At 68.3% G+C, this 19,131-nt stretch carries 17 protein-coding genes; 8 read left to right on the top strand and 9 right to left on the bottom strand.

Features of this window, described 5'->3' with window-relative positions:
- Nucleotides 1–17: 17 nt before the first annotated feature.
- The 3 genes from gnd to dnaA all read right to left on the bottom strand — a co-directional run bounded on the left by gnd (nucleotide 18) and on the right by dnaA (nucleotide 4,061).
- The gene (gene gnd / locus ACIPKM_RS07190) at nucleotides 18–905 is read right to left on the bottom strand and encodes a phosphogluconate dehydrogenase (NAD(+)-dependent, decarboxylating) (protein WP_092385584.1); all 888 of its coding nucleotides are present in this window, start codon (nucleotides 903–905) and stop codon (nucleotides 18–20) included.
- A gap of 70 nt (nucleotides 906–975) precedes the next feature.
- On the bottom strand, nucleotides 976–2,121 hold the full coding sequence (gene dnaN / locus ACIPKM_RS07185; protein WP_402736460.1) for a DNA polymerase III subunit beta: 1,146 nt from the start codon (nucleotides 2,119–2,121) through the stop codon (nucleotides 976–978).
- Between the two features lie 473 nt (nucleotides 2,122–2,594).
- Nucleotides 2,595–4,061, bottom strand: a complete 1,467-nt coding sequence (gene dnaA, locus ACIPKM_RS07180) for a chromosomal replication initiator protein DnaA (protein WP_070419317.1) — start codon at nucleotides 4,059–4,061, stop codon at nucleotides 2,595–2,597.
- 504 nt (nucleotides 4,062–4,565) lie between these two features.
- On the opposite strand from dnaA, the gene rpmH reads away from it, so the two are divergent.
- The 8 genes from rpmH (at nucleotide 4,566) to ACIPKM_RS07140 (ending at nucleotide 9,577) form a co-directional block, all read left to right on the top strand.
- On the top strand, nucleotides 4,566–4,703 hold the full coding sequence (gene rpmH / locus ACIPKM_RS07175) for a 50S ribosomal protein L34 (protein ID WP_058724833.1): 138 nt from the start codon (nucleotides 4,566–4,568) through the stop codon (nucleotides 4,701–4,703).
- 39 nt (nucleotides 4,704–4,742) lie between these two features.
- Nucleotides 4,743–5,105: a ribonuclease P protein component gene (gene rnpA, locus ACIPKM_RS07170; protein ID WP_070417469.1), complete on the top strand. Its 363-nt coding sequence runs from the start codon at nucleotides 4,743–4,745 to the stop codon at nucleotides 5,103–5,105.
- Nucleotides 5,102–5,482, top strand: coding sequence for a membrane protein insertion efficiency factor YidD (gene yidD / locus ACIPKM_RS07165; RefSeq protein WP_071294227.1), 381 nt, complete (start codon nucleotides 5,102–5,104; stop codon nucleotides 5,480–5,482). Before rnpA ends, yidD begins: the two co-directional genes overlap by 4 nt.
- An 8-nt stretch (nucleotides 5,483–5,490) precedes the next feature.
- Nucleotides 5,491–6,465: a membrane protein insertase YidC gene (gene yidC, locus ACIPKM_RS07160; protein WP_070417471.1), complete on the top strand. Its 975-nt coding sequence runs from the start codon at nucleotides 5,491–5,493 to the stop codon at nucleotides 6,463–6,465.
- The gene (locus ACIPKM_RS07155; RefSeq protein ID WP_175473651.1) at nucleotides 6,466–6,981 is read left to right on the top strand and encodes a R3H domain-containing nucleic acid-binding protein; all 516 of its coding nucleotides are present in this window, start codon (nucleotides 6,466–6,468) and stop codon (nucleotides 6,979–6,981) included. It abuts the gene before it with no gap.
- Nucleotides 6,978–7,622 (top strand): 16S rRNA (guanine(527)-N(7))-methyltransferase RsmG, encoded by a 645-nt coding sequence (gene rsmG, locus ACIPKM_RS07150; RefSeq protein WP_402736459.1) that lies wholly within the window; start codon nucleotides 6,978–6,980, stop codon nucleotides 7,620–7,622. Before ACIPKM_RS07155 ends, rsmG begins: the two co-directional genes overlap by 4 nt.
- Nucleotides 7,623–7,703: 81 nt before the next feature.
- A complete protein-coding gene (locus tag ACIPKM_RS07145; RefSeq protein ID WP_402736458.1) occupies nucleotides 7,704–8,597 on the top strand; it encodes a ParA family protein in 894 nt (297 codons plus the stop codon).
- Complete coding sequence (locus tag ACIPKM_RS07140) at nucleotides 8,597–9,577, top strand: ParB/RepB/Spo0J family partition protein (RefSeq protein WP_402736457.1); 981 nt, start codon at nucleotides 8,597–8,599, stop codon at nucleotides 9,575–9,577. The genes ACIPKM_RS07145 and ACIPKM_RS07140 overlap by 1 nt, the downstream gene beginning before the upstream one ends.
- A gap of 890 nt (nucleotides 9,578–10,467) precedes the next feature.
- Here ACIPKM_RS07140 and ACIPKM_RS07135 read toward each other — a convergent pair.
- From ACIPKM_RS07135 to ACIPKM_RS07110, 6 genes are all read right to left on the bottom strand, one after another.
- Nucleotides 10,468–11,016 carry a YdcF family protein gene (locus ACIPKM_RS07135; RefSeq protein ID WP_402736535.1) on the bottom strand — a complete coding sequence of 183 codons (549 nt, stop codon included), beginning with the start codon at nucleotides 11,014–11,016 and terminating at the stop codon, nucleotides 10,468–10,470.
- A 97-nt stretch (nucleotides 11,017–11,113) separates the two neighbouring features.
- Complete coding sequence (locus ACIPKM_RS07130; protein WP_092385576.1) at nucleotides 11,114–12,076, bottom strand: D-alanine--D-alanine ligase; 963 nt, start codon at nucleotides 12,074–12,076, stop codon at nucleotides 11,114–11,116.
- Between the two features lie 46 nt (nucleotides 12,077–12,122).
- Nucleotides 12,123–13,427 (bottom strand): PLP-dependent aminotransferase family protein, encoded by a 1,305-nt coding sequence (locus ACIPKM_RS07125; protein WP_402736456.1) that lies wholly within the window; start codon nucleotides 13,425–13,427, stop codon nucleotides 12,123–12,125.
- A 169-nt stretch (nucleotides 13,428–13,596) separates the two neighbouring features.
- The gene (gene trxA, locus ACIPKM_RS07120; RefSeq protein ID WP_017887828.1) at nucleotides 13,597–13,923 is read right to left on the bottom strand and encodes a thioredoxin; all 327 of its coding nucleotides are present in this window, start codon (nucleotides 13,921–13,923) and stop codon (nucleotides 13,597–13,599) included.
- A 63-nt stretch (nucleotides 13,924–13,986) separates the two neighbouring features.
- Nucleotides 13,987–14,985 carry a thioredoxin-disulfide reductase gene (gene trxB, locus ACIPKM_RS07115; RefSeq protein ID WP_070417477.1) on the bottom strand — a complete coding sequence of 333 codons (999 nt, stop codon included), beginning with the start codon at nucleotides 14,983–14,985 and terminating at the stop codon, nucleotides 13,987–13,989.
- A gap of 77 nt (nucleotides 14,986–15,062) precedes the next feature.
- A complete protein-coding gene (locus ACIPKM_RS07110) occupies nucleotides 15,063–19,067 on the bottom strand; it encodes a DUF6049 family protein (RefSeq protein ID WP_402736455.1) in 4,005 nt (1,334 codons plus the stop codon).
- Nucleotides 19,068–19,131: the final 64 nt, after the last annotated feature.

The raw sequence follows: 19,131 nt of genomic DNA, 5'->3' as shown, positions 1-19,131 counted from the left end.
GGGTTGCCCCGGTTGGACTACGCCTTCTTGACGGCGTGGCCGCCGAACTGGTTGCGGAGCGCCGCGACGGCCTTCATCGTCGGGGACTCGCTGCCCTGACGCGAGACGAAGCGGGCGAACATCGCCGCGGAGAGCGCGGGCATCGGCACCGCGAGCTCGATCGCCTCTTCGAGGGTCCAACGACCCTCGCCCGAGTCGTCGACGTAGCCCTCGAGCTCGTCGAGCTTCGGGTCCTCGTTGATCGCGAGGACGAGGAGGTCGAGCAGCCAGGAGCGGACGACCGTGCCGCGCTGCCATCCGGCGAAGACCGCCGGGACGTCGTGGACGATGTCCTTCGCCTCGAGGAGCTCGTAGCCCTCGCCGTAGGCCTGCATGATCGCGTACTCGATGCCGTTGTGGACCATCTTCGCGTAGTGACCAGCGCCGACGCCGCCGGCGTGCGAGAAGCCCTCTTCGCGCGGGCCCTCGGGACGGAGCGCGTCGAAGACCGGCATGGCGAACTCGACGTCCTCGGGGGCGCCGCCCACCATGAGGCCGTAGCCGTTCTCCTTGCCCCAGACACCGCCGGAGACGCCGGCGTCCATGTAGCGGATGCCCTTCGCGTCGAGCTGCTTGGCGTGCACCTCGTCGTCGAGCCACTTCGAGTTGCCGCCGTCGATCACGAGGTCGCCCTCGCTCAGGACGTTCGACAGGTCGGTGATCACGTCGTCGGTGATCTTGCCGTGCGGGACCATGACCCACACGAGCTTCTTGCCCTCGGGGAGCGCCGCGGCGAGTGCGCCGAGGTCGGCGACGTCCGAGACGGCGGGGTTCGCGTCGTAGCCGGTGACCTCGATGCCTGCGTTGCGGAGACGGGCACGCATGTTGTTGCCCATGCGACCGAGGCCGACAAGACCGATGTGCATGATTTCCTCTTCTGTTCGTCGTCGCGCTGATGCAGGGGTGGCGCGTCAGCGCAGTGTTCGGCTGTTGCGCTTACCGCAGCAGGAGATTGGGCTGCAGCAGGTACCGGTATCCGTCCGCGGCCGGGGCCTCTTGCGAGGTCTGGCCGGTGATGAGCACCGGGCCCGGCTTGTTGGGGTTCTCCGTCTTGGTGAAGGAGATCCGGACGAACTCGGAGTGCACCGCGTTCAACCCGTCCAGGAGGAAGGCGGGCTTCAGCGAGACCACCGTTTCCTCACCGGTCAGCAACGCACTGATCGACTCTGACGCCTGCGCTTGTTCGGAACCGATCGCTTCGAGCGTGAGCCCGTCGACCGTGAAGGAGAACCGGAGAGCGGCTTCGCGCTCCAGGACGAGGGAGACCCGTCGGACCGCCTCGACCAGTTCCGCGGTGTTGATCACCGCGTGGTCCTGGACGGTCTCGGGGAAGAGCCGGCGCACCGGCGGGTAGTTGCCCTTGATGAGCAGCGAGGTGACGGTCTTGTCGTCCGCGTGGAACGCGATGAGCTCGCGGTCGGACGAGCCGCTGATCGACACCGAGACGGTGGACGCCGAGCCGAACGTGCGGCCCACCTCTTGCAGGGTGCGGGCCGGGACGAGCGCGTGTAGCGGCTCGGACCCGACGCGGCCGGAGTCCCACGCGATGGTGCGGACGGCGACGCGGTAGCGGTCCGTCGCGATCAGCGAGAGGTCGTTGTCGCCGACCTCGAGCTGGACACCGGTGATCACCGGGGTGACGTCGTCGCGGCTGGCGGCGACGGCGACCTGGGACACGGCTTCGGAGAAGGCGTCCCCGGGGATCACGCCGGTCTGCTCGCCGATCTCGGGGAGCGTCGGGTACTCCTCGACCGGCATGGACAGCAGCGTGAAGTGCGCCGAACCGCAGGTGACCGAGATCTTCGAGTCCTCGGTGGTGAAGGTGACCGGGGCGTTCGGCAGGCGGCTCGCGATGTCGTTGAGGAGCCGGCCGGAGACGAGCACCGTGCCGGGGTCGTCTATCTGCGCGGCGATGGACGTCTGCGCCGAGACCTCGTAGTCGAACGACGAGAGCGTGAGTCGATCGCCGTCGGCGTGGATGAGGACGCCCGAGAGGATCGGGAGGGTCGTGCGCTGTGGGAGGAGCTTCACCGCGAAGGAGACGGCTTCGGAGAAGACGTCCCGGTTGACCTCGAACTTCACAGCTGGAACCCCTGTCGATCGGTTGGACTGTCCGGCCGCCCCATTGTGGCACAGCCCGGCGAGGCCCGGATTTCTTGTCATCCCGCCGTCCACAAGGTTGGCCCGCTGAGATCAATCGTTAACCAGGAGTAATGGTGTTAACGCCTGTGCACACTGTGGATAACCCTGTTAACACCGCTTGTCCACAGGGAACTACACACGTGTGAGTTGTGAGTGGTGTGTGGGCGGCGTCTGGATGAATGAATCTCATCTATCCACTTCCATCCCCAGTCTCCACAGGTGGCCCCTCCGCTGTGAACAACCGACCGGCGTGTCCTCCACAGTTATCCACAGGCTTTCCACACTGTGTGAAGTCCGGCGCATGGAACCGTCTCAGATGGTGGATGCGCGCGGAAGCAGGCCGATCTGACGGTCGTCAGCCGCGCCTCCAGGGCCGTACCAGATGTGCGCAGCGCGACGCAACGCGACGTGCGTCAGCGGTAGCGGCGGTCCTGCTTGATGCGGCTGGTCAGCTCCGTGACCTGGTTGTAGATCGAGCGACGCTCCTTCATGAGCTCCGCGATCTTCTTGTTGGCGTACATCACCGTGGTGTGGTCCCGGTTGCCGAAGAGCTGTCCGATCTTCGGCAGCGACAGGCTCGTCATCTCACGGCAGAGGTACATCGCGATCTGCCGTGCCGTGGCGATCGCCTGCGAGCGGGAGGACCCGTAGAGGTCGTCGACGGAGAGCTTGAAGTACTCCGCGGTGTGGTTGATGATGTCCGTCGGCGCGATCACGTTGTCGTCGTCGAGCGTGATGAGGTCCTTGAGGACCGTCTGCACCAGGGCCATGTCGACGGCCGTCCGGTTGAGGCTCGCGAACGCCGTGACGCGGATCAGGGTGCCCTCGAGTTCGCGGATGTTGCTCGACACCTTCGACGCGATGAACTCGAGGATGTCGTCGGGCACCTGCAGGTGGTCGGACTGCGCCTTCTTGCGGAGGATCGCGATGCGGGTCTCGAGGTCCGGCGCCTGGACGTCGGTGATGAGGCCCCACTCGAAGCGGGAGCGCATCCGGTCCTCGAACCCGGTCAGGTGCTTCGGCGCGACGTCCGACGTGATGACGACCTGCTTGTTGTGGTCGTGCAGCGTGTTGAAGGTGTGGAAGAACGCCTCTTGCGTGGAGTCCTTGCCCTGCAGGAACTGGATGTCGTCGATCAGCAGGATGTCGATGTCGCGGTACCGCTGCTGGAACTGGTTCGACCGGTTGTTCGCGATCGAGTTGATGAAGTCGTTCGTGAACTCCTCGCTGGACACGTACCGCACCCGGATCCCCGGGTAGAGGCTCTCGGCGTAGTGGCCGATCGCGTGCAGGAGGTGGGTCTTGCCGAGGCCCGAGTCGCCGTAGATGAAGAGCGGGTTGTAGGCCTTCGCCGGCGCCTCGGCCACCGCGACCGCCGCCGCGTGGGCGAAGCGGTTCGACGAGCCGATGACGAAGTTGTCGAAGTTGTACTTGGGGTTGAGCCGAGACTCGGGGCGACCGCTGGTCCCCGGGGAGTCGATCTGGCTCGGGACGAACGGCGCCTCGATGTACTGGCGGGGGGCCGCACTCTGCTCGACGGCTTCCTGCACCGGCTCGGCGTACTCGGGGACGTTGCTCGTGACCTGCGTGTCGACCCGCGGCTCGGACGCCATGTCCGGGTTCACCGTGATGGCGAAGTTCGCGACCGTGTCGTCACCGATGCGGGAGACGGCCTCGGTGATCGGGATGCGGATCCGCTGCTCGAGCATGCCGCGGGTGAGGTCGTTCGGCACCTCGAGGTAGAGGGTGCCGGCGAGCACGCCCTTCGGCTCGACCAGGTTGAGGAAGCCGTGCAGCTGCGGGGTGATGCGGTCGTCCTCCGAGAGGAGTCCGAGGACGGATGACCAGAGGTCCTCGACGGGGTCGGCCGGCATCGTCATGTCGCGCTCGTCTCCTGATGTCGTGTCGTGCTCGTCGCTGGTGCTCGTCTGCACTGGGTGTCCACCGCCGCCGGACGGACCGGCGCAGCGTCGACCGCCGGATCGTTCCTGGCGAGTCGTCGTGAGTCCGGGTGGCATCGTCGACGTCCCGGACACGTGTCGTCCCGCATGGTGGTCCACAGGGTTGTCCACAGTCTTGTCCACGATCGGCGCGAGCCGCACGACGAGGGGAATCCCCCGTCGTACCGGGCCGCTGGCCGGTCGATCACCCCACTGTAAAGGACTCGAGCGCGTCGTACCGAACGCACGTTTTCCCCAATGTGGATAATGAACGTGCGCACCGCTCCCGCGGTCGGGTCGACGACGGCGTTTGACCTGCTCGCCCCTGTCACGTACCGTTAACCAGTTGACTGCGGCCGTTCGGTCGCGCCCATCTGCGTCGTTCGGCACCGAGCGACTACACATACGTGACGGCTCGCCGCGAGCAGCCGTGTGGAGAACATCATGAGCAAGCGCACCTTCCAGCCGAACAACCGCCGCCGCGCCAAGAAGCACGGCTTCCGCGCCCGCATGCGCACCCGTGCCGGCCGCGCCATCCTGGCCGCACGTCGCGCCAAGGGCCGCACCGAGCTCAGCGCCTGATCAGGCTCCCCGCCTGATCTCGTCCTCCGGTACCGACTCGTGTTGGCCCGCGCCAACCGGATCGTCCGAGGTGACGACTACCGGTCCGTCGTGCGTCGTGGTCGCAGAAGCGCCACGGCGCACGCCGTCGTATCGGTGGTCCGTCGCACCTCGGACGACCCGTCGAGCGGTACCGGTCCGACCCGGTTCGGGTTCATCGTCGCGAAGACGGTGGGCAACGCCGTGACCCGGAACCTGGTCAGGCGTCGCCTCAAGGCGATCGCGCACGGACTGCTCGCCGACATCCCCGTCGGCTACGACGTGGTGGTCCGCGCACTGCCAGCCGCTGCGCAGGCCGGATGGCCTACCCTGCTCGAAGACGTCTCGCGCTCCTGTGCGCGTGGTGTGGAGAAGGCAGCATGAACCGCAACCTGTGGACCCGGCTCGCCTGGGCCGTCGCGTTGCTCCCGCGCAACGTGTGCGTCATCGTGCTGCGCGCCTACCGTGCCGTGATCTCACCGCTCTACGGCAACGTCTGTCGGTACCACCCCTCGTGCTCCCGGTACGCGCTCGAGGCGATCCAGCAGTACGGCGTCGTCCGCGGATCCGCCATGGGTGCATGGCGCATCGCACGGTGCAACCCCTGGGCAGCCGGGGGCATCGACGACGTCCGTGCACGGCGTCGCCCCTACGACGTCAACCGGTTCGGGTTCGTGCTCGCACCGACCCAGCCGCAGCCGCAGCCCACGGGTGGTTCCACCCTGCCGGTCCTGCTCCCCCAGCGCACTCGAAAGGCGTGACAGTCCCCATGGACCTCGGATTCATCGGAACGATCCTCTGGCCGCTCAAGTGGGTGGTCTCGGCCATCCTCGTGGGCTTCCACTGGATCTTCGAGAGCATCGGCATGGACCCCGGAGCCGGCATCACCTGGGTGCTCTCCATCATCTTCCTGACCTTCGTGGTGCGCGCCGCGCTCATCCCGATCTTCGTGCGCCAGATCAAGTCGCAGCGCCGCATGCTCGAGGTGGCGCCGCAGCTCAAGAAGATCCAAGAGAAGTACAAGGGCAAGAAGGACCAGTTCTCGCGTGAGGCCATGAGCCGCGAGACCATGGCGCTGTACAAGGAGACCGGGACGAACCCGCTGAGCTCCTGCCTGCCGCTGCTGATCCAGATGCCGATCTTCTTCTCGCTGTACTCGGTGCTGCACGAGGCGCAGATCAACAAGACGGGCATCGGCCTGCTCACGAACGACCTCGCCGCGTCGTTCGGCAACGCATCGCTCTTCGGCGCTCCCCTGCACGAGACGTTCACGAACGCCTCCGGCTGGGAGGTCCGGGTCATCGCCGGCGTCATGATCGTCGTGATGACCGCCTCGCAGTTCATCACCCAGCTGCAGCTCGTCGCGAAGAACATGTCGCCGGAGACCAAGGAGTCTCCGATGTACCGCCAGCAGAAGATGATGCTGTACATCCTCCCGCTGGTCTTCGTCATCTCCGGTCTGTCGTTCCCCCTCGGCGTCATGTTCTACTGGCTCGCCTCGAACGTCTGGACGATGGCGCAGCAGTACTTCGTCATCCGCAGCATGCCGACCCCCGGCTCCGAGGCCGCACTCGCTCGTGAGGCACGTCTCGCGAAGAAGGCGCAGCGTCGCGGTGCGGCCACCCCGGTCCTCGCCGAGGCCGGCGCCGGGGCCGGTGCCGCCGAGATCGAGGCCGTCCGTGTGACGACCCAGCGGCAGCAGCCGGTCGGCAAGAACCGTGCCAAGAAGAACGGGAAGAAGTAAGTGACCGAGCAGGACACCGCGGACGCCGTGGACACCACCGTCGACACCTCGACCGCGACCGTCGACGACGACGCCCGCGACGAAGCCGACATCGCGGCGGACTACATCGAGGAACTCCTCGACATCTGCGACCTCGACGGTGACATCGAGATCGAGGAGCGTGCGGGCCGCGTGTACCTGTCCGTCACGGACGAGGGCGACGCGCTCCGCGTGCTGTCGAAGCCGGACACCGTCTCGGCCCTGCAGGAGCTCACGCGCATCGCCGTCCAGGCCGAGACCGGCGAGTTCAGCAGGCTGATCCTCGACGTCGGCGGCTCGCGCGATGCCCGTGCGTCCGAACTGCAGCGGCTCGTCGACACCGCCATCGAGCGCATCGAGGCGGGCTCGACCACGGCTGCACTCCCCGCGATGTCGTCGTACGAGCGCAAGCTGGTCCACGACCTGGTTGCCGAGAAGGGCTTCCACTCGGAGTCCGAGGGTGAGGGTCGGGACCGCCACACGGTCGTCACCCGATGACCGAGACCGCGCCTCCCGTCCTCGAGACGGAGCCGGCGGCCGCTGCGACGCTCTTCGGCGATAGCCTCGACCTGGCGCGCTCCTTCACGAACGAGCTTGCTCGACGCGGTGAGGAGCTCGGCCTGATCGGCCCGCTCGAACTGCCGCGCTTGTGGACGCGACATATCCTCAATTCTGCGGTGCTCGCTCCACTCCTGGAGGAACGGGGCCGGGTCGCCGACGTCGGTTCCGGTGCTGGACTCCCCGGCCTGGTGCTCGCGATCGCCCGGCCGGACGTGCACCTCACGCTCATCGAACCGATGGAACGGCGAGTGGATTGGTTGACGTCAGAGGCCTCGCGCCTCGGCCTCGACAACGTCGAGGTCGTCCGTGCCCGTGCTGAGGACGTCGCCGACGACATCGTTGTCGACCAGGTGACTGCGCGGGCCGTCAGCGCATTGACGAAGCTGATCCCCCTGACCGTGCCCCTGGTTCGATCCGGTGGCCAGCTCATCCTCATGAAGGGCGCCCGCGTCGAGGACGAGATGGAGAAGGCCCGAAAGGTCATCCTCCGGAAGCGTCTGGCCGATGTCGAGGTGCTCGAGCTCGGAGTCGGTGTGGTCGAGGAGACCACGCGCGTCTTCCGGGCTACAGTTGACTGACGCTGCGGCTCGGGCCGGTTCGACCGGCCACCAGTGGCTCCGCGTTCCACGTGAAACACCGAACCGGGGAAGAGGCACTCGTTGAGTTCATCGACCGATTACGACGCGTCGACACCGCTCGCCCGTGAGATCGCTGATCTGAACCGTCGTCGCCGTGCGATCGCGACGCAGCAGTTCCCGCTGCCGCCGAAGACGCGTGTCTTCACGGTGTCGAACCAGAAGGGTGGCGTCGGCAAGACCACCACCACGGTCAACCTCGCCGCTGCGTTGGCGCACGGTGGAGCGCGCGTGCTGGTGATCGACCTCGACCCACAGGGCAACGCGTCCACGGCCCTCGGTGTCAACCACCAGGCCGAGGTCCCGAGCATCTACGACGTCATCGTCGACGAGGCACCGATTGCCGACACGGTCCAGCGCTCCCCCGAGTCGGACACACTCTGGTGCGTACCGGCGACGATCCACCTCGCCGGCGCCGAGATCGAACTGGTGTCGCTCGTTGCCCGCGAACAGCGCCTGCGGACTGCGCTGGACCAGTACCTCGAGTCGCTGGACGAGCCGTACCACTACGTCTTCATCGACTGCCCGCCGTCGCTCGGACTGCTCACGATCAACGCGTTCGTCGCAGCGCGCGAGGTCCTCATCCCGATCCAGTGCGAGTACTACGCGCTCGAAGGGTTGACTCAGCTGCTCCGGAACATCGAGCTCATCGAGCGGCACCTGAACCCGAACCTCGCCGTGTCGACCATCCTCTTGACGATGTACGACAGCCGGACGAACCTCTCCAACCAGGTCGCAGCAGACGTGCGGGAGCACTTCGGCGAACAGGTACTCGAGGCCGTGATCCCCCGATCCGTCCGCGTCAGCGAAGCCCCGAGCTACGGGCAGAGCGTCGTTGCGTACGACGTCAACTCAACCGGCTCGCTCTCCTACCTGGAGGCGGCAGCCGAGATCGCAGCACGAGGAGCGCAGCACTGATGGCACCGAAGCGAACTGGACTCGGACGGGGCATCGGCGCCCTCATCCCGACGGCGTCGGAGCAGCAGGACCGTCCCGTCGACGTGTTCTTCCCGACCGGCGGATCGCCGGCGTCCGCGCCGCTCGTTGACGGTGCGACCGCGGAGGAGCTCGTCGCGGTTCCCGGCGCGCGCCTGGCGAACCTGAACCCCCTCGACGTCGTGCCGAACGCGCAGCAGCCGCGCAAGGAGTTCCGCGAAGAGGAACTGCAGGAACTCGTCCACTCGATCCGCGAGATCGGTGTCCTGCAGCCGATCGTCGTGCGCCCGATCGCCGGCGCCGCTGGGACCGAGCCGCAGTACGAGCTGATCATGGGTGAGCGCCGACTCCGGGCCACCAAGGAGCTCGGGCTGAGCACCATCCCGGCCATCGTCAAGGACACTCCCGACGATGCGATGCTCCGCGATGCCCTGCTCGAGAACCTCCACCGTTCGAACCTCAACCCGCTCGAAGAGGCTTCGGCGTACCAGCAGCTCCTGGCGGACTTCGGGATCACGCAGGAGCAGCTCGCCCAGCGGATCGGCCGTTCGCGTCCGCAGATCACCAACACGATCCGACTGCTGCGCCTCCCCTCCCCCGTTCAGCGGCGTGTGGCAGCGGGCGTGCTTTCGGCTGGACACGCACGTGCGATCCTCGCTGCGCCTGATGCCGAGGCCATGGAGTACCTCGCCGAGAAGATCGTCAACGAGGACCTGTCCGTCCGGGCCGCCGAGTCGATCGCGCAGCAGCTCGCGGCGAAGACTCCGGTGAAGCCCAAGGCGGAGCCGTCCAAGCGGCAGGTGCACTTCAACGACCTCGCGGAGCGGCTCGGGGATCGCTTGAACACGCGGGTCAAGATCGCTGTCGGGGCGCGGAAGAGCTCGGTGACGATCGACTTCGCGAACGGGGATGACCTCAAGCGGATCCTCGGGGAGCTCGGTATCGAGGACATCGCGGGCTGACGTTCGGCCGTCTCCTGCCGCGGAGGTCTCTGTACGGCGCTGTGCGGCCGGCTGCCGGCTCGACGGCGTCGCCGGGTCCGCGGTCCTGACGGCGGGTCTACTGGGCCCTGAGTGAGCCTGCTGTGGCCTCTCGTGTACCCCGTTGTTCGTGACCTGATCGTGCAGGCAGCGTTTCACGTGGAACATCGAGTCGAAGCGCCGAGGGTGGTTCGTGTGGGCCAGCAGACGCCGTTCTGTCCGATCGTGGCGCCGTGTTCGCGCCCACCGGAGCCGTCAGATCGAGCGCTCTCACCCCTGCACGGCGCAGGCAGAAGCGGCCAGCCGTCGAAACCAGCGGCTCGCGTCTCCCCGCCGTGCGGTCATCCGGTTCATGTACTCGCGGTGGGGCAGTTGAGCGGCTGCGGCGCCTGTCGAATCCGGCCGTGAGCCGATCTGCACGTTCGCACGCGTATGGGTGGCGGAACATGAGGCGGGATGTCGGATGACCCGCACGTCATGAGGCGAAGTTGATCCCCGGGGTTCCTTCGCGGCAACGGTGCGAGCCGCGACGGGCGGGCGCTGGGGCCGGGCCGCTCCCCCGTTGGACGATGAGCTGCGAATGATCTCCTCGGCGCTTGGCATGGATCCCTCGGTCTGCGAGCCGCTGCGAAGAGCTCCTGCTCGAGTGCGATGAGATGGGCGCGGGCCAACTGATGGCTCCGTCGAGATCCTGCGTCACGGCCCCACGCAGGGATCCCGCACCCGTCCCGGGATGCATGGAAGTGAGGGCTGCGGCTCCGAACCGGCTCGCTCTGTGTGCGGCCCTCCGGCGGCGAGTGTGGACCGCGGACAGGTCGAGACCGGCGTCTTGCGCGCGGGCTTGGGCGAATGTTCCACGTGGAACGGGTGGATCAGGCCGGAGGTTTCACGTGGAACACGGCACGAAGCTTCCACAGCCCGACGGCAGCGAACACCGGCTTCAGCAGGATCATCTCTCCGAACCGGTAGTCGTCGGCAGCCGCGAGCCGCCCAACGAGCTCCGGTCGCTGACGCCCGAGGTAGACACGCGACTTCTCAGCGTGGAGCCCGTTCGACGCGAAGGCGACCCATTCCGCCGACTCAATCCACGGGAATGCGTTCCGGACGTTCTCCCACGTCGAACGACTGTCCAGCTCGATCGATACCGGGCCATCCCACCCGAGGAACCTCTCGATGTAGTCCCGCAGAAGCACTGCCTCCGCGACCGTCCCGCGCACGGCTCCCCCACTGCAGAGGATCCGAGCGGGAGCGCCGGCTGCGCGAGCCGAGCGTGCTGTGCGGACAGCGATCCGAGCCCGCCACCGATTCACGACGTTGATGCGACGACCCCGATTGCCGAACCCCAGGACGACGACGAGCCCCGCGGAACCCTCCGTCGGCCGTGGAAGCTGTCCAGCCCGACGTGCGGCCCGGCAGTGCACGGCTTCGCCTGCGGCCAGCGTCACGAGGCCCACGGCCGCCAGGACGGCGGCGAGGGATGTTCCACGTGGAACGTGTCGGCATCCCACGACCGCGGCGTCAGGCCCGGTGGTCGCGGATCGCCTGCTCCGCGAGCTCGGCGTAGGTCCACCCCAGGTCGAAGCCCGACGCGGAGAGGGCCTGCGGCACGAGAGAGGTCTCGGTGAGCCCGGGAAGGACGTTCGCCTCGAGGAACCAGGGCGTCCCAGCGGCGTCGACGATGAGGTCGACGCGCGAGATGTGTCGCAGACCGAGGGCCTCGTGGGCTGCCACGGCGGCGGCGGACGCAGCCGCCGCGAACTCCTCGGACAGGCGGGCCGGCGTGTAGAAGGTGGTCTCGCCGGCGTTGTACCGAGCCTCGAACCCGTAGATGCCGCTGCGCGGGACGATCTCGACGGCGGAGAGCGCCACCGGACCGTCGCCGGTGTCGATGATGCCGACCGCGACCTCGGTCCCACGGATGAGCTGCTCGACCACGACGTCGTCGCAGTACGTGTACGCGGTGACCATCGCGCGCGGCAGGTCGTTCACGTCGTCGACGAGTGTGACGCCCTGGGCGCTCCCACCTCGGGCAGGTTTGACGGCGAGTGGGACCGGGTGCTCGACAGCGATGCTCTCGAGGACGCCGACCGCGCCGAGCTCCCGGAAGACGTCGTGCGAGAGCGTGACCGAGCGCGGGGTCCGGACGCCCGCCCGCGCGACCAGCGCCGAAGCGGTGGGCTTGTCCCATGCCAGCCGGGCTGACGTCGAACGTGAGCCGACGAACGGGATGTCCAGCGCCTCCAGGATGCCCCGCAGGGCGCCGTCCTCACCGGACGCGCCGTGCAGAGCCGGCCACACGACGTCCGGGCGGCTCTCCCGCAGGGTCGGCAGCAACGAAGCGTCTGCGTCGCGGAGGTCCACCTGCCAGCCGTACCCGGTCAGCGAGTCGGCCACACGGCGACCGGACCGCAGGGAGACGTCACGCTCGTGCGAGATCCCTCCCGCGACGACGACGACGTGACGGCGGGTGAGCTCGGCCATGCGGATGGACCTCCGGTACTGCGGGTGGAACGGTGAAAAGTGCTGATCAGGAGATGTTCGGCGGCGGAGCGCTCACCGACGATGCCGGTCGGACGACCGCGTTGGGCCGCGTCGCGGACCCGAAGGTCTCGACCAGCTCGAGCTCGTCGTTGACGACGTTCGCGAGCCGCTTCACGCCGACGCGGATCTGCTCCGGCGTCGGGTAGCAGAACGACAGGCGGATGTGACCGCCGCCGCGACCGTCGGCGTAGAAGGCCGTCCCCGGGGTGTAGGCGACGAGCTCCTTGACCGCCCGCGGCAGCATCCCCTTGGAGTCGAGCGACTCGGGCAGGGTCAGCCAGACGAAGAACCCACCGTTCGGCTTCGTCCAGGACAGGTCCGGCAGGAACTCCCCCAGCGCGGACAGCATGGCGTCACGACGCTCGGCGTAGAGGCCCCGGAAGGTGTCGACCTGACCCTTCCAGTCCGCGGCGTCGAGGTAGGCGTTCACGACGTACTGGCCGAAGGAGTTCGGCGAGAGGACGGCCGACTCGTTGGCGAGGACGAGCTTCTCGCGGATGGCGTGGGGTGCGAGCGCCCAGCCGACGCGGAAGCCTGGCGCGAGCGTCTTGGAGAACGAGCCGAGGTATACCACGCCCTCTTCGTCGATCGACCGGATCGCCTGCGGCGACGGCTCGTCGAACCAGAGGAGGCCGTAGGGGTTGTCCTCGAGCACGAGGATGTTGTTCGACCGGCAGATGTCGAGGATCTCGATGCGACGCTCACGGCTGAGGGTCACACCGGCGGGGTTGTGGAAGTTCGGGATCGTGTAGAGGAACTTGATCCGCTTGCCCTGGGTCCGCAGGTTCGCGATCGCTTCGCGCAGCGCTTCGGGGACGAGACCGTTCTCGTCGGTGGTGACGTGCACGGTCTCGGCCTGGTACGACCGGAAGACCCCGATCGCGCCGACGTAGGACGGCGACTCGGCGAGCACGACGTCACCCGGGTCGATGAAGAGTCGGGTGACGAGGTCCAGCGCGTGCTGCGAACCGGTGGTGACGACGACGTCCTCGGCGCTGGCCCGGATGCCCTCGAGGCTCATCACGTCGACGATGTGCTCGCGCAGGGACCGCAGGCCCTGTCCCCCGCCGTACTGGAGCGCCATGGCGGCGTCCTCGGCCATCACACGGTCGAGGGAGCCCGTGACGAGCTCACGCGGCAGCGCGGAGACGTACGGCATGCCGCCGGCGAGCGAGACCACCTCGGGCCGCGACGCGACGGCGAACAGGGCTCGGACCTCGGAGGCGCTCAGCCCGGCGGTGCGCTGGGCGTAGGAGTCGTACCAGGGGTCGAGGCTGTTGCCGTTCGTCATCTTGGCTCCGTTCCAGCGGGACCTGCCCGCCACTCACATTCCCGCCACACTACGACATCGACCCCGGAAACCCGGGCCCCGCGACGGGGCCGATCCTGAACCAGTGGCCCGGGGGACGCGAGCGGCCCCGCACCCGGTGGGGTGCGGGGCCGCTCGGTGGCGCAGGTGCCTACGCGAGGAACTCTGCGAGGTCGGCCTCGAGCGCCGGCTTCGGCTTCGCGCCGATGACGGTCTTGACGACCTCGCCGCCCTTGAAGACCTTCATCGCCGGGATCGAGGTGATCTGGTAGTTCATGGCCGACTGGGGGTTGTCGTCCACGTTGAGCTTCACGATCTCGATCTTGCCGGCGTGCTCTTCGGCGATCTGGTCGAGGATCGGCGAGACCGCGCGACACGGGCCGCACCACTCGGCCCAGAAGTCGACGAGGATCGTCTTGTCGGACTTGAGGACCTCGTCCGAGAAGGTGGCGTCGGTGACTGCCTTGGCGTTGGACATGTGTGCTCCTTCGAGAAGTCGATCAGTGGGTGCAACGCCCGGGGCGCTGCGGTATTCCGTGGATCAGGCGTGGGCGGCTTCGACGTCGACCGTGACGGGCGACTCCGGGGTGACGCCCTCGGCGGGGCCGGTCAGCGCGTCGTCGAGCTCGGCGAGGTACTTCTCCGCGTCGAGCGCCGCGACGGTGCCGGAGCCGGCAGCCGTGATCGCCTGGCGGTAGGTCGGGTCGATGACGTCACCGGCGGCGAACACGCCGGGCAGGTTCGTCTTCGAGGAGCGACCCTGGACCGCGATCGTGCCCTCGGGAGCGATGTCGATCTGGCCGTGGATCAGGTGCGTGCGCGGGTCGTTGCCGATCGCGATGAAGAGGCCGTCGAGGGCCAGCTCGCTCTCGGTGCCGTCCACCGTGTCGCGCAGCGTGACGCCGGTCACCGCGGAGTCACCCGTGATGCCGGTGACCTCCTTGTTCCACGCGAACTCGATCTTCGGGTCGTTCATCGCCCGGTCCTGCATGATCTTCGACGCGCGCAGGGTGTCCTTGCGGTGGATGACCGTCACCTTGTCGGCGAAGCGGGTGAGGAACGTCGCCTCTTCCATCGCGGAGTCGCCACCGCCGACGACGGCGATGTTCTTCTGGCGGAAGAAGAAGCCGTCGCAGGTCGCGCACCAGCTGACGCCGTGGCCGGACAGCCGCTCTTCGTCGGCGAGGCCGAGGTGGCGGTACGCCGAACCGGTCGCGTAGATGACCGCGAGGGCCTCGTACGTCTCCCCGGAGCCGACCGTGACCTTCTTGACGTCACCGGTGAGGTCGACCGACACGGCGTCGTCGTACAGGACCTCGGCGCCGAACTTCTCGGCCTGTTCCTGCATCTTGATCATGAGGTCCGGGCCCTGGATCCCCTCGGGGAAGCCCGGGAAGTTCTCGACCTCGGTCGTCTTCGTGAGCTCGCCGCCGGTCTCGACGCTGGAGGCGACGATCAGGGGCTTGAGCTCCGCGCGTGCCGCGTAGATGCCGGCGGTGAACCCGGCCGGGCCGGAACCGATGATGATGAGCTGGCGCATGCCTCGCTGCCCTTCCGTAGATAGCTGACCGGGTCAACACATGCTACCGGCGTGGCATTCCGCATCACCCGGGAGCGTCAGCGACCGAGCCGCTTCCGCAGGATGTCGACGGCGCCCCTGATCTCGCCGTTCTTCGCGACGACGAGCGCTCCGAAGTAGACGAGCACCATCACGGCGCCGGTGAGGGCGATGGTGATCAGTGCGCCGGAGACGTCGGACATCGCGAACCCGTCGGCCGAGAAGCCGCCGAAGAAGTTGACGACGACGAGCCCCACGACGCCGGAGATGAGCGCGGCGATGACGAACTGCACGTGCGACCGGGTGACGATCGGCCCCTCGATGCCGTTCAGACGCTTGCGGACGAGGACGAGCGCGATGATCGTCTGCACGGTCCCCGCGACGGTCGTGCACACCGCGATCGAGACGCCGATCACGTTGCCGGGGAAGGTCGCGACGGCGAGGGCGCCGATGACGAAGAGCACCGACTGGACGCACTGCATCAGGAACGGCGTCCGGTGGTCGTGCAGGGCCCAGAACACCCGCTGGATGATGAAGAGCATGCTGAACAGCACGAGACCCGGCATGTAGGCCCACAGGACCTCGGCCATCGCCTGGGTGTGGTCGAACCGGTTCTCCCAGATCCGAGCGAACGGCATCGCGAGCACGATGAGCGCGACGCTCGCGAACACGGTGAACAGGCCGACGATCCGCAGCGAGAGCGAGAGGTTCCGGCGCACTGCTCCGAGGTCGCCGCGTTCGGCGTCGTGGCTCATCCGCGTGAAGTACGCCGTCGCGATGGAGACCGCGATGATCGAGTGCGGGAGCATGAACAGCAGCCACGTCGTGCCGAGGGTGGCGATGCCGGCGCCCCCGGCGAGCGATGCGACGCGCGACTGCACGATGCCGGCGAGCTGCGTCACGAGGATCATCGCGAAGAGCCATCCGGCGGCCGTCCCGGTGGAGCGCAGCCCCACCCCGCGCCAGCGGAAGTCCGGTCGGAAGGTCAGTCCGGCACGCCGCCAGAAGAACGGCAGGAAAGCGGCCTGCGCGAACACGCCCAGCGACGCGCTGCCGGCGAGGACGGCGATCTTGATCGCCGTCCACCCCTCTGTGGAGGAGTTGACGTCGCGACCGCCGAACAGCGCGATGAAGACGATCAGTCCAGCGATGGCGATGACGTTGTTGAGCAGCGGCGCCCAGGTGAAGGGCCCGAACACCTGCTTCGCGTTGAGGACCTCGCCGAGGAGCGAGTACATCGCGTAGAAGAGGATCTGCGGCAGGCACCAGAACGCGAAGGCGACGGCCAGGTCCGTCTGCGCGTCGGTGAAGCCCTTGCTGTCGCCGGACGCCTGCTGGCTGTACACGGAGACGAGGAACGGTGCGAGGAGCGTCGCGACGATCGCGATGACGATGAACACCGACGCGCCGAGCGTCACGATCTTGTTGACGTAGGCCACGCCGCCGTCGGTGTGCTGCTTCATCGAGCGGACGATCTGCGGGATGAGCACGGCGGACAGCAGGCCGCCGGCGATGAGCGCGTAGATGTTGTTCGGCAGCTGGTTCGAGATGCCGAAGGCGTTCGCGGCGTCGGAGCCGGTGTTGCCGATCGCGAAGGCGAGGACGAAGGTCTTCGCGAAGCCGAGGATGCGCGACAGCATGGTGCCGGCAGCGAGCATCGCACTGGCACGGCCGAGACTGCGCTCGGAGGCCGGCTCCGCGTCGACGGACGGCTCGGGCTGGGTGGCGCTGATGGTCGGCTCCTCGGGGTCGGCTGTCGGTGCGTCGCGCACCGCGGTGTCGGACTGGAGGAACGGTGCCCGCCCGTCGTGCGGCGATGCGGCGGGCACGGGGTCCCCACCGACCACCGGCTGGACCTCGAGCAGCCGGTTCGGGTCCTCGTCTTCGTCCTCGTCGACGTCGCCGTTCCGGCGACGGCGACGCTTCCGGATGCTCCGGAAGATGCCGAACCCGAAGATCGCGACGAGCGCCACCGCCGCGGCCGCGGTGATCACGGTCTCCCACTGCGCCTGGACGTTCAGCTCCACGGTGGCCGGGGTCGCGATCTTCACCCCGGTCGGACTCGTGAGGGAGAGGGTCAGGTTGACCTTGCCGTTCGCGACCGACTGGACCGGCACCGTCGTGCGGGTGGAGGAGTCCGGCTGGATCTTCACCTCGATGTCGTTCCGCACCACCCGCAGCGCGGAGTTGGACGGCTGCACGGACAACAGCACCGTGACCGGGAAGTCGGAGCGGTTCCGGATGGAGATCGGCAGCGAGGACCGGTCGCCGAGCAGGGTGAGGCTGCTCGAGTCGGGGATGCTGATCTGCGAGGTCTTGCCCGCCCAGTTCGCGACCTGGGCGTCGACGGCGGTCGCGAGGCCGTCCGTGTCGGTCCGCCAGGCGTTCGACGCCAGGGCGAGCAGCCGGAGTCGGGCGGGCGCGGTCAGGTCGGTCGGGGTGTCCAGCGCGGACGCGAACCCGGCGAGGTCCTGTTCGCCGTCCACCAGTCGCTGCAGCTGGTCGATGCGGGCGTCGCCGTTCGTCCCGGCGGACAGCGTGAGGGAGCCGGCCGTGGCGGACGCCGCGGTGGAGAGGTCCGCCGGGGCGACCCAGGCGGTGTCCTCGAGCGCGTCGAGGGCCTGGCTCAGCCGTGCGGAGTTCGTCGGCCAGTCGCGACCGAGGGTCAGCAGGATCGGCGCCTCGGCCGTGCCCGCCCGGGCGGAGGTGGCGAGCGTCGCGGTGAGCTCGGACATGGCCGTCGACCACTCCTGCTGGCTCGACGCGGTCGCGGCGGTGCGGAGCAGGGCGGACATCGACTGGTCGGACACGAGGACGTGTTGCCCGGCGATCTGCTCGGACGCGGCGATCGTCGTGTCCGCGCCGGCCGACGTGTTGCCGCTCGACACGATCGTCGTCTTCGAGCCGGCCTTCGCGAGCGCCGGCAGGTCCGCCGCGGTGACGGTGCCGTCCGACGGCCAGGCGATCCCGTCCATCGAGTAGGGGAAGTCGAGCAGGGAATCGGTGGTGGGCAGCGTAGCGGGTGCCTCGTCGTCCGTCCCGGGGTCGGCGGTGGCGTCGTCGGTCGGTGACGTCGAGGCGGAGGGGTCGGCCGTCGGGCTCTGCGGATCCGACGTCGGGGTCGGGGTCGGGGTGGACGCGCCGGGGAAGTTCTGCTGCTTGATCTCCTGGTCGAGGGAGATCGGCGAGAGGACCCCGTCGGCCCCCGCTTGTCGGAGGCCGGTGACGTCGGCGTCGGCGTACGGGAGCGCGAAGGTCTCGTTGCGGAGTGACTCGAGCCGGTCCAGCCACGCGGTCGCCGACGACGGTGCGTTCTCACCGAGGATCCGGATGGACGCGATGATCCGCGGGTCGATCGCGACGGCGACGTTGTGGTCCTCGGCCGCGTCGAGCTGCTGGGTGAGCGTGCCGTCGACGGCGGTCGCGGACGCCAGGACCCCGGCCGTCAGGACGCCCTGGTTCGTCGCCGGGACGGTGATGGGCATCGCGACCGAGACGCTCACCGGGGTCTGGTCCGTCTCGGGGTACCAGGTGATCGCCGACCGCGCCACGGCGTAGGTGTCACCCGCCGTGTACTCGGCGGCGATGCGTCGCGCGCCGAACGACGAGTACCCGCCGAGGGCGACGTTGCCCGAGACGATCTTCACCGAGCCGAGCGTGACGGATCGGTGTGCCGGGACCGCCGGGACGTCCACGGAGTCCATCGGGGCGCCGAGGTAACCGGTCGTGCTGGTGTCGGCGAGCCAGTCGGAGAGGACGTCGCGTGTGCTCACGGAGCGGAAGATGTCGAGCTCCGCGGTGCCGGCGGGGACGTCCGCGTCGGTGTCGTTCGTGACCGTGACGGAGAGCTCGAGGTCCTCGTCGCGCTGGACGATCCCGCGGTTCGCCGGAGCGATCGTGATCGTCGTCCGGCCCTGCTCGGCAGCCGCGGGGTGTGCAGTGTGCGTCGTGGTTGTGGAGGCCGTCGTGGCGAGAGCACCGTCGGCCGCAGCGGGCGCGACGACGAGGCCGAGCGCGACGAGGGCCGACGCGGCGGCGGCGAGCGTGGTGCGGAAGATCTGCATGCGGGAGGGGCCACGGGGTCGGTTCGGGCCGTCCACGAGTGTATGAGGCCCGACCATGAACGCT

Source organism: Curtobacterium sp. NPDC086286 (assembly GCF_044746255.1).
In the GTDB taxonomy this organism is placed as follows: Bacteria; Actinomycetota; Actinomycetes; order Actinomycetales; family Microbacteriaceae; genus Curtobacterium.
This window is presented reverse-complemented; position numbering and strand designations above follow the sequence as displayed.

Coding starts and splice junctions, on each gene's coding strand:
- gnd (WP_092385584.1), bottom strand. CDS start 905: ATGCACATCGGTCTTGTCGGCCTCGGTCGCATGGGCAACAACATGCGT.
- dnaA (WP_070419317.1), bottom strand. CDS start 4,061: ATGACGATGCCGGCCGACCCCGTCGAGGACCTCTGGTCATCCGTCCTC.
- rpmH (WP_058724833.1), top strand. CDS start 4,566: ATGAGCAAGCGCACCTTCCAGCCGAACAACCGCCGCCGCGCCAAGAAG.
- yidD (WP_071294227.1), top strand. CDS start 5,102: ATGAACCGCAACCTGTGGACCCGGCTCGCCTGGGCCGTCGCGTTGCTC.
- yidC (WP_070417471.1), top strand. CDS start 5,491: ATGGACCTCGGATTCATCGGAACGATCCTCTGGCCGCTCAAGTGGGTG.
- rsmG (WP_402736459.1), top strand. CDS start 6,978: ATGACCGAGACCGCGCCTCCCGTCCTCGAGACGGAGCCGGCGGCCGCT.
- ACIPKM_RS07140 (WP_402736457.1), top strand. CDS start 8,597: ATGGCACCGAAGCGAACTGGACTCGGACGGGGCATCGGCGCCCTCATC.
- ACIPKM_RS07130 (WP_092385576.1), bottom strand. CDS start 12,076: ATGGCCGAGCTCACCCGCCGTCACGTCGTCGTCGTCGCGGGAGGGATC.
- ACIPKM_RS07125 (WP_402736456.1), bottom strand. CDS start 13,427: ATGACGAACGGCAACAGCCTCGACCCCTGGTACGACTCCTACGCCCAG.
- trxA (WP_017887828.1), bottom strand. CDS start 13,923: ATGTCCAACGCCAAGGCAGTCACCGACGCCACCTTCTCGGACGAGGTC.
- trxB (WP_070417477.1), bottom strand. CDS start 14,985: ATGCGCCAGCTCATCATCATCGGTTCCGGCCCGGCCGGGTTCACCGCC.
- ACIPKM_RS07110 (WP_402736455.1), bottom strand. CDS start 19,067: ATGCAGATCTTCCGCACCACGCTCGCCGCCGCCGCGTCGGCCCTCGTC.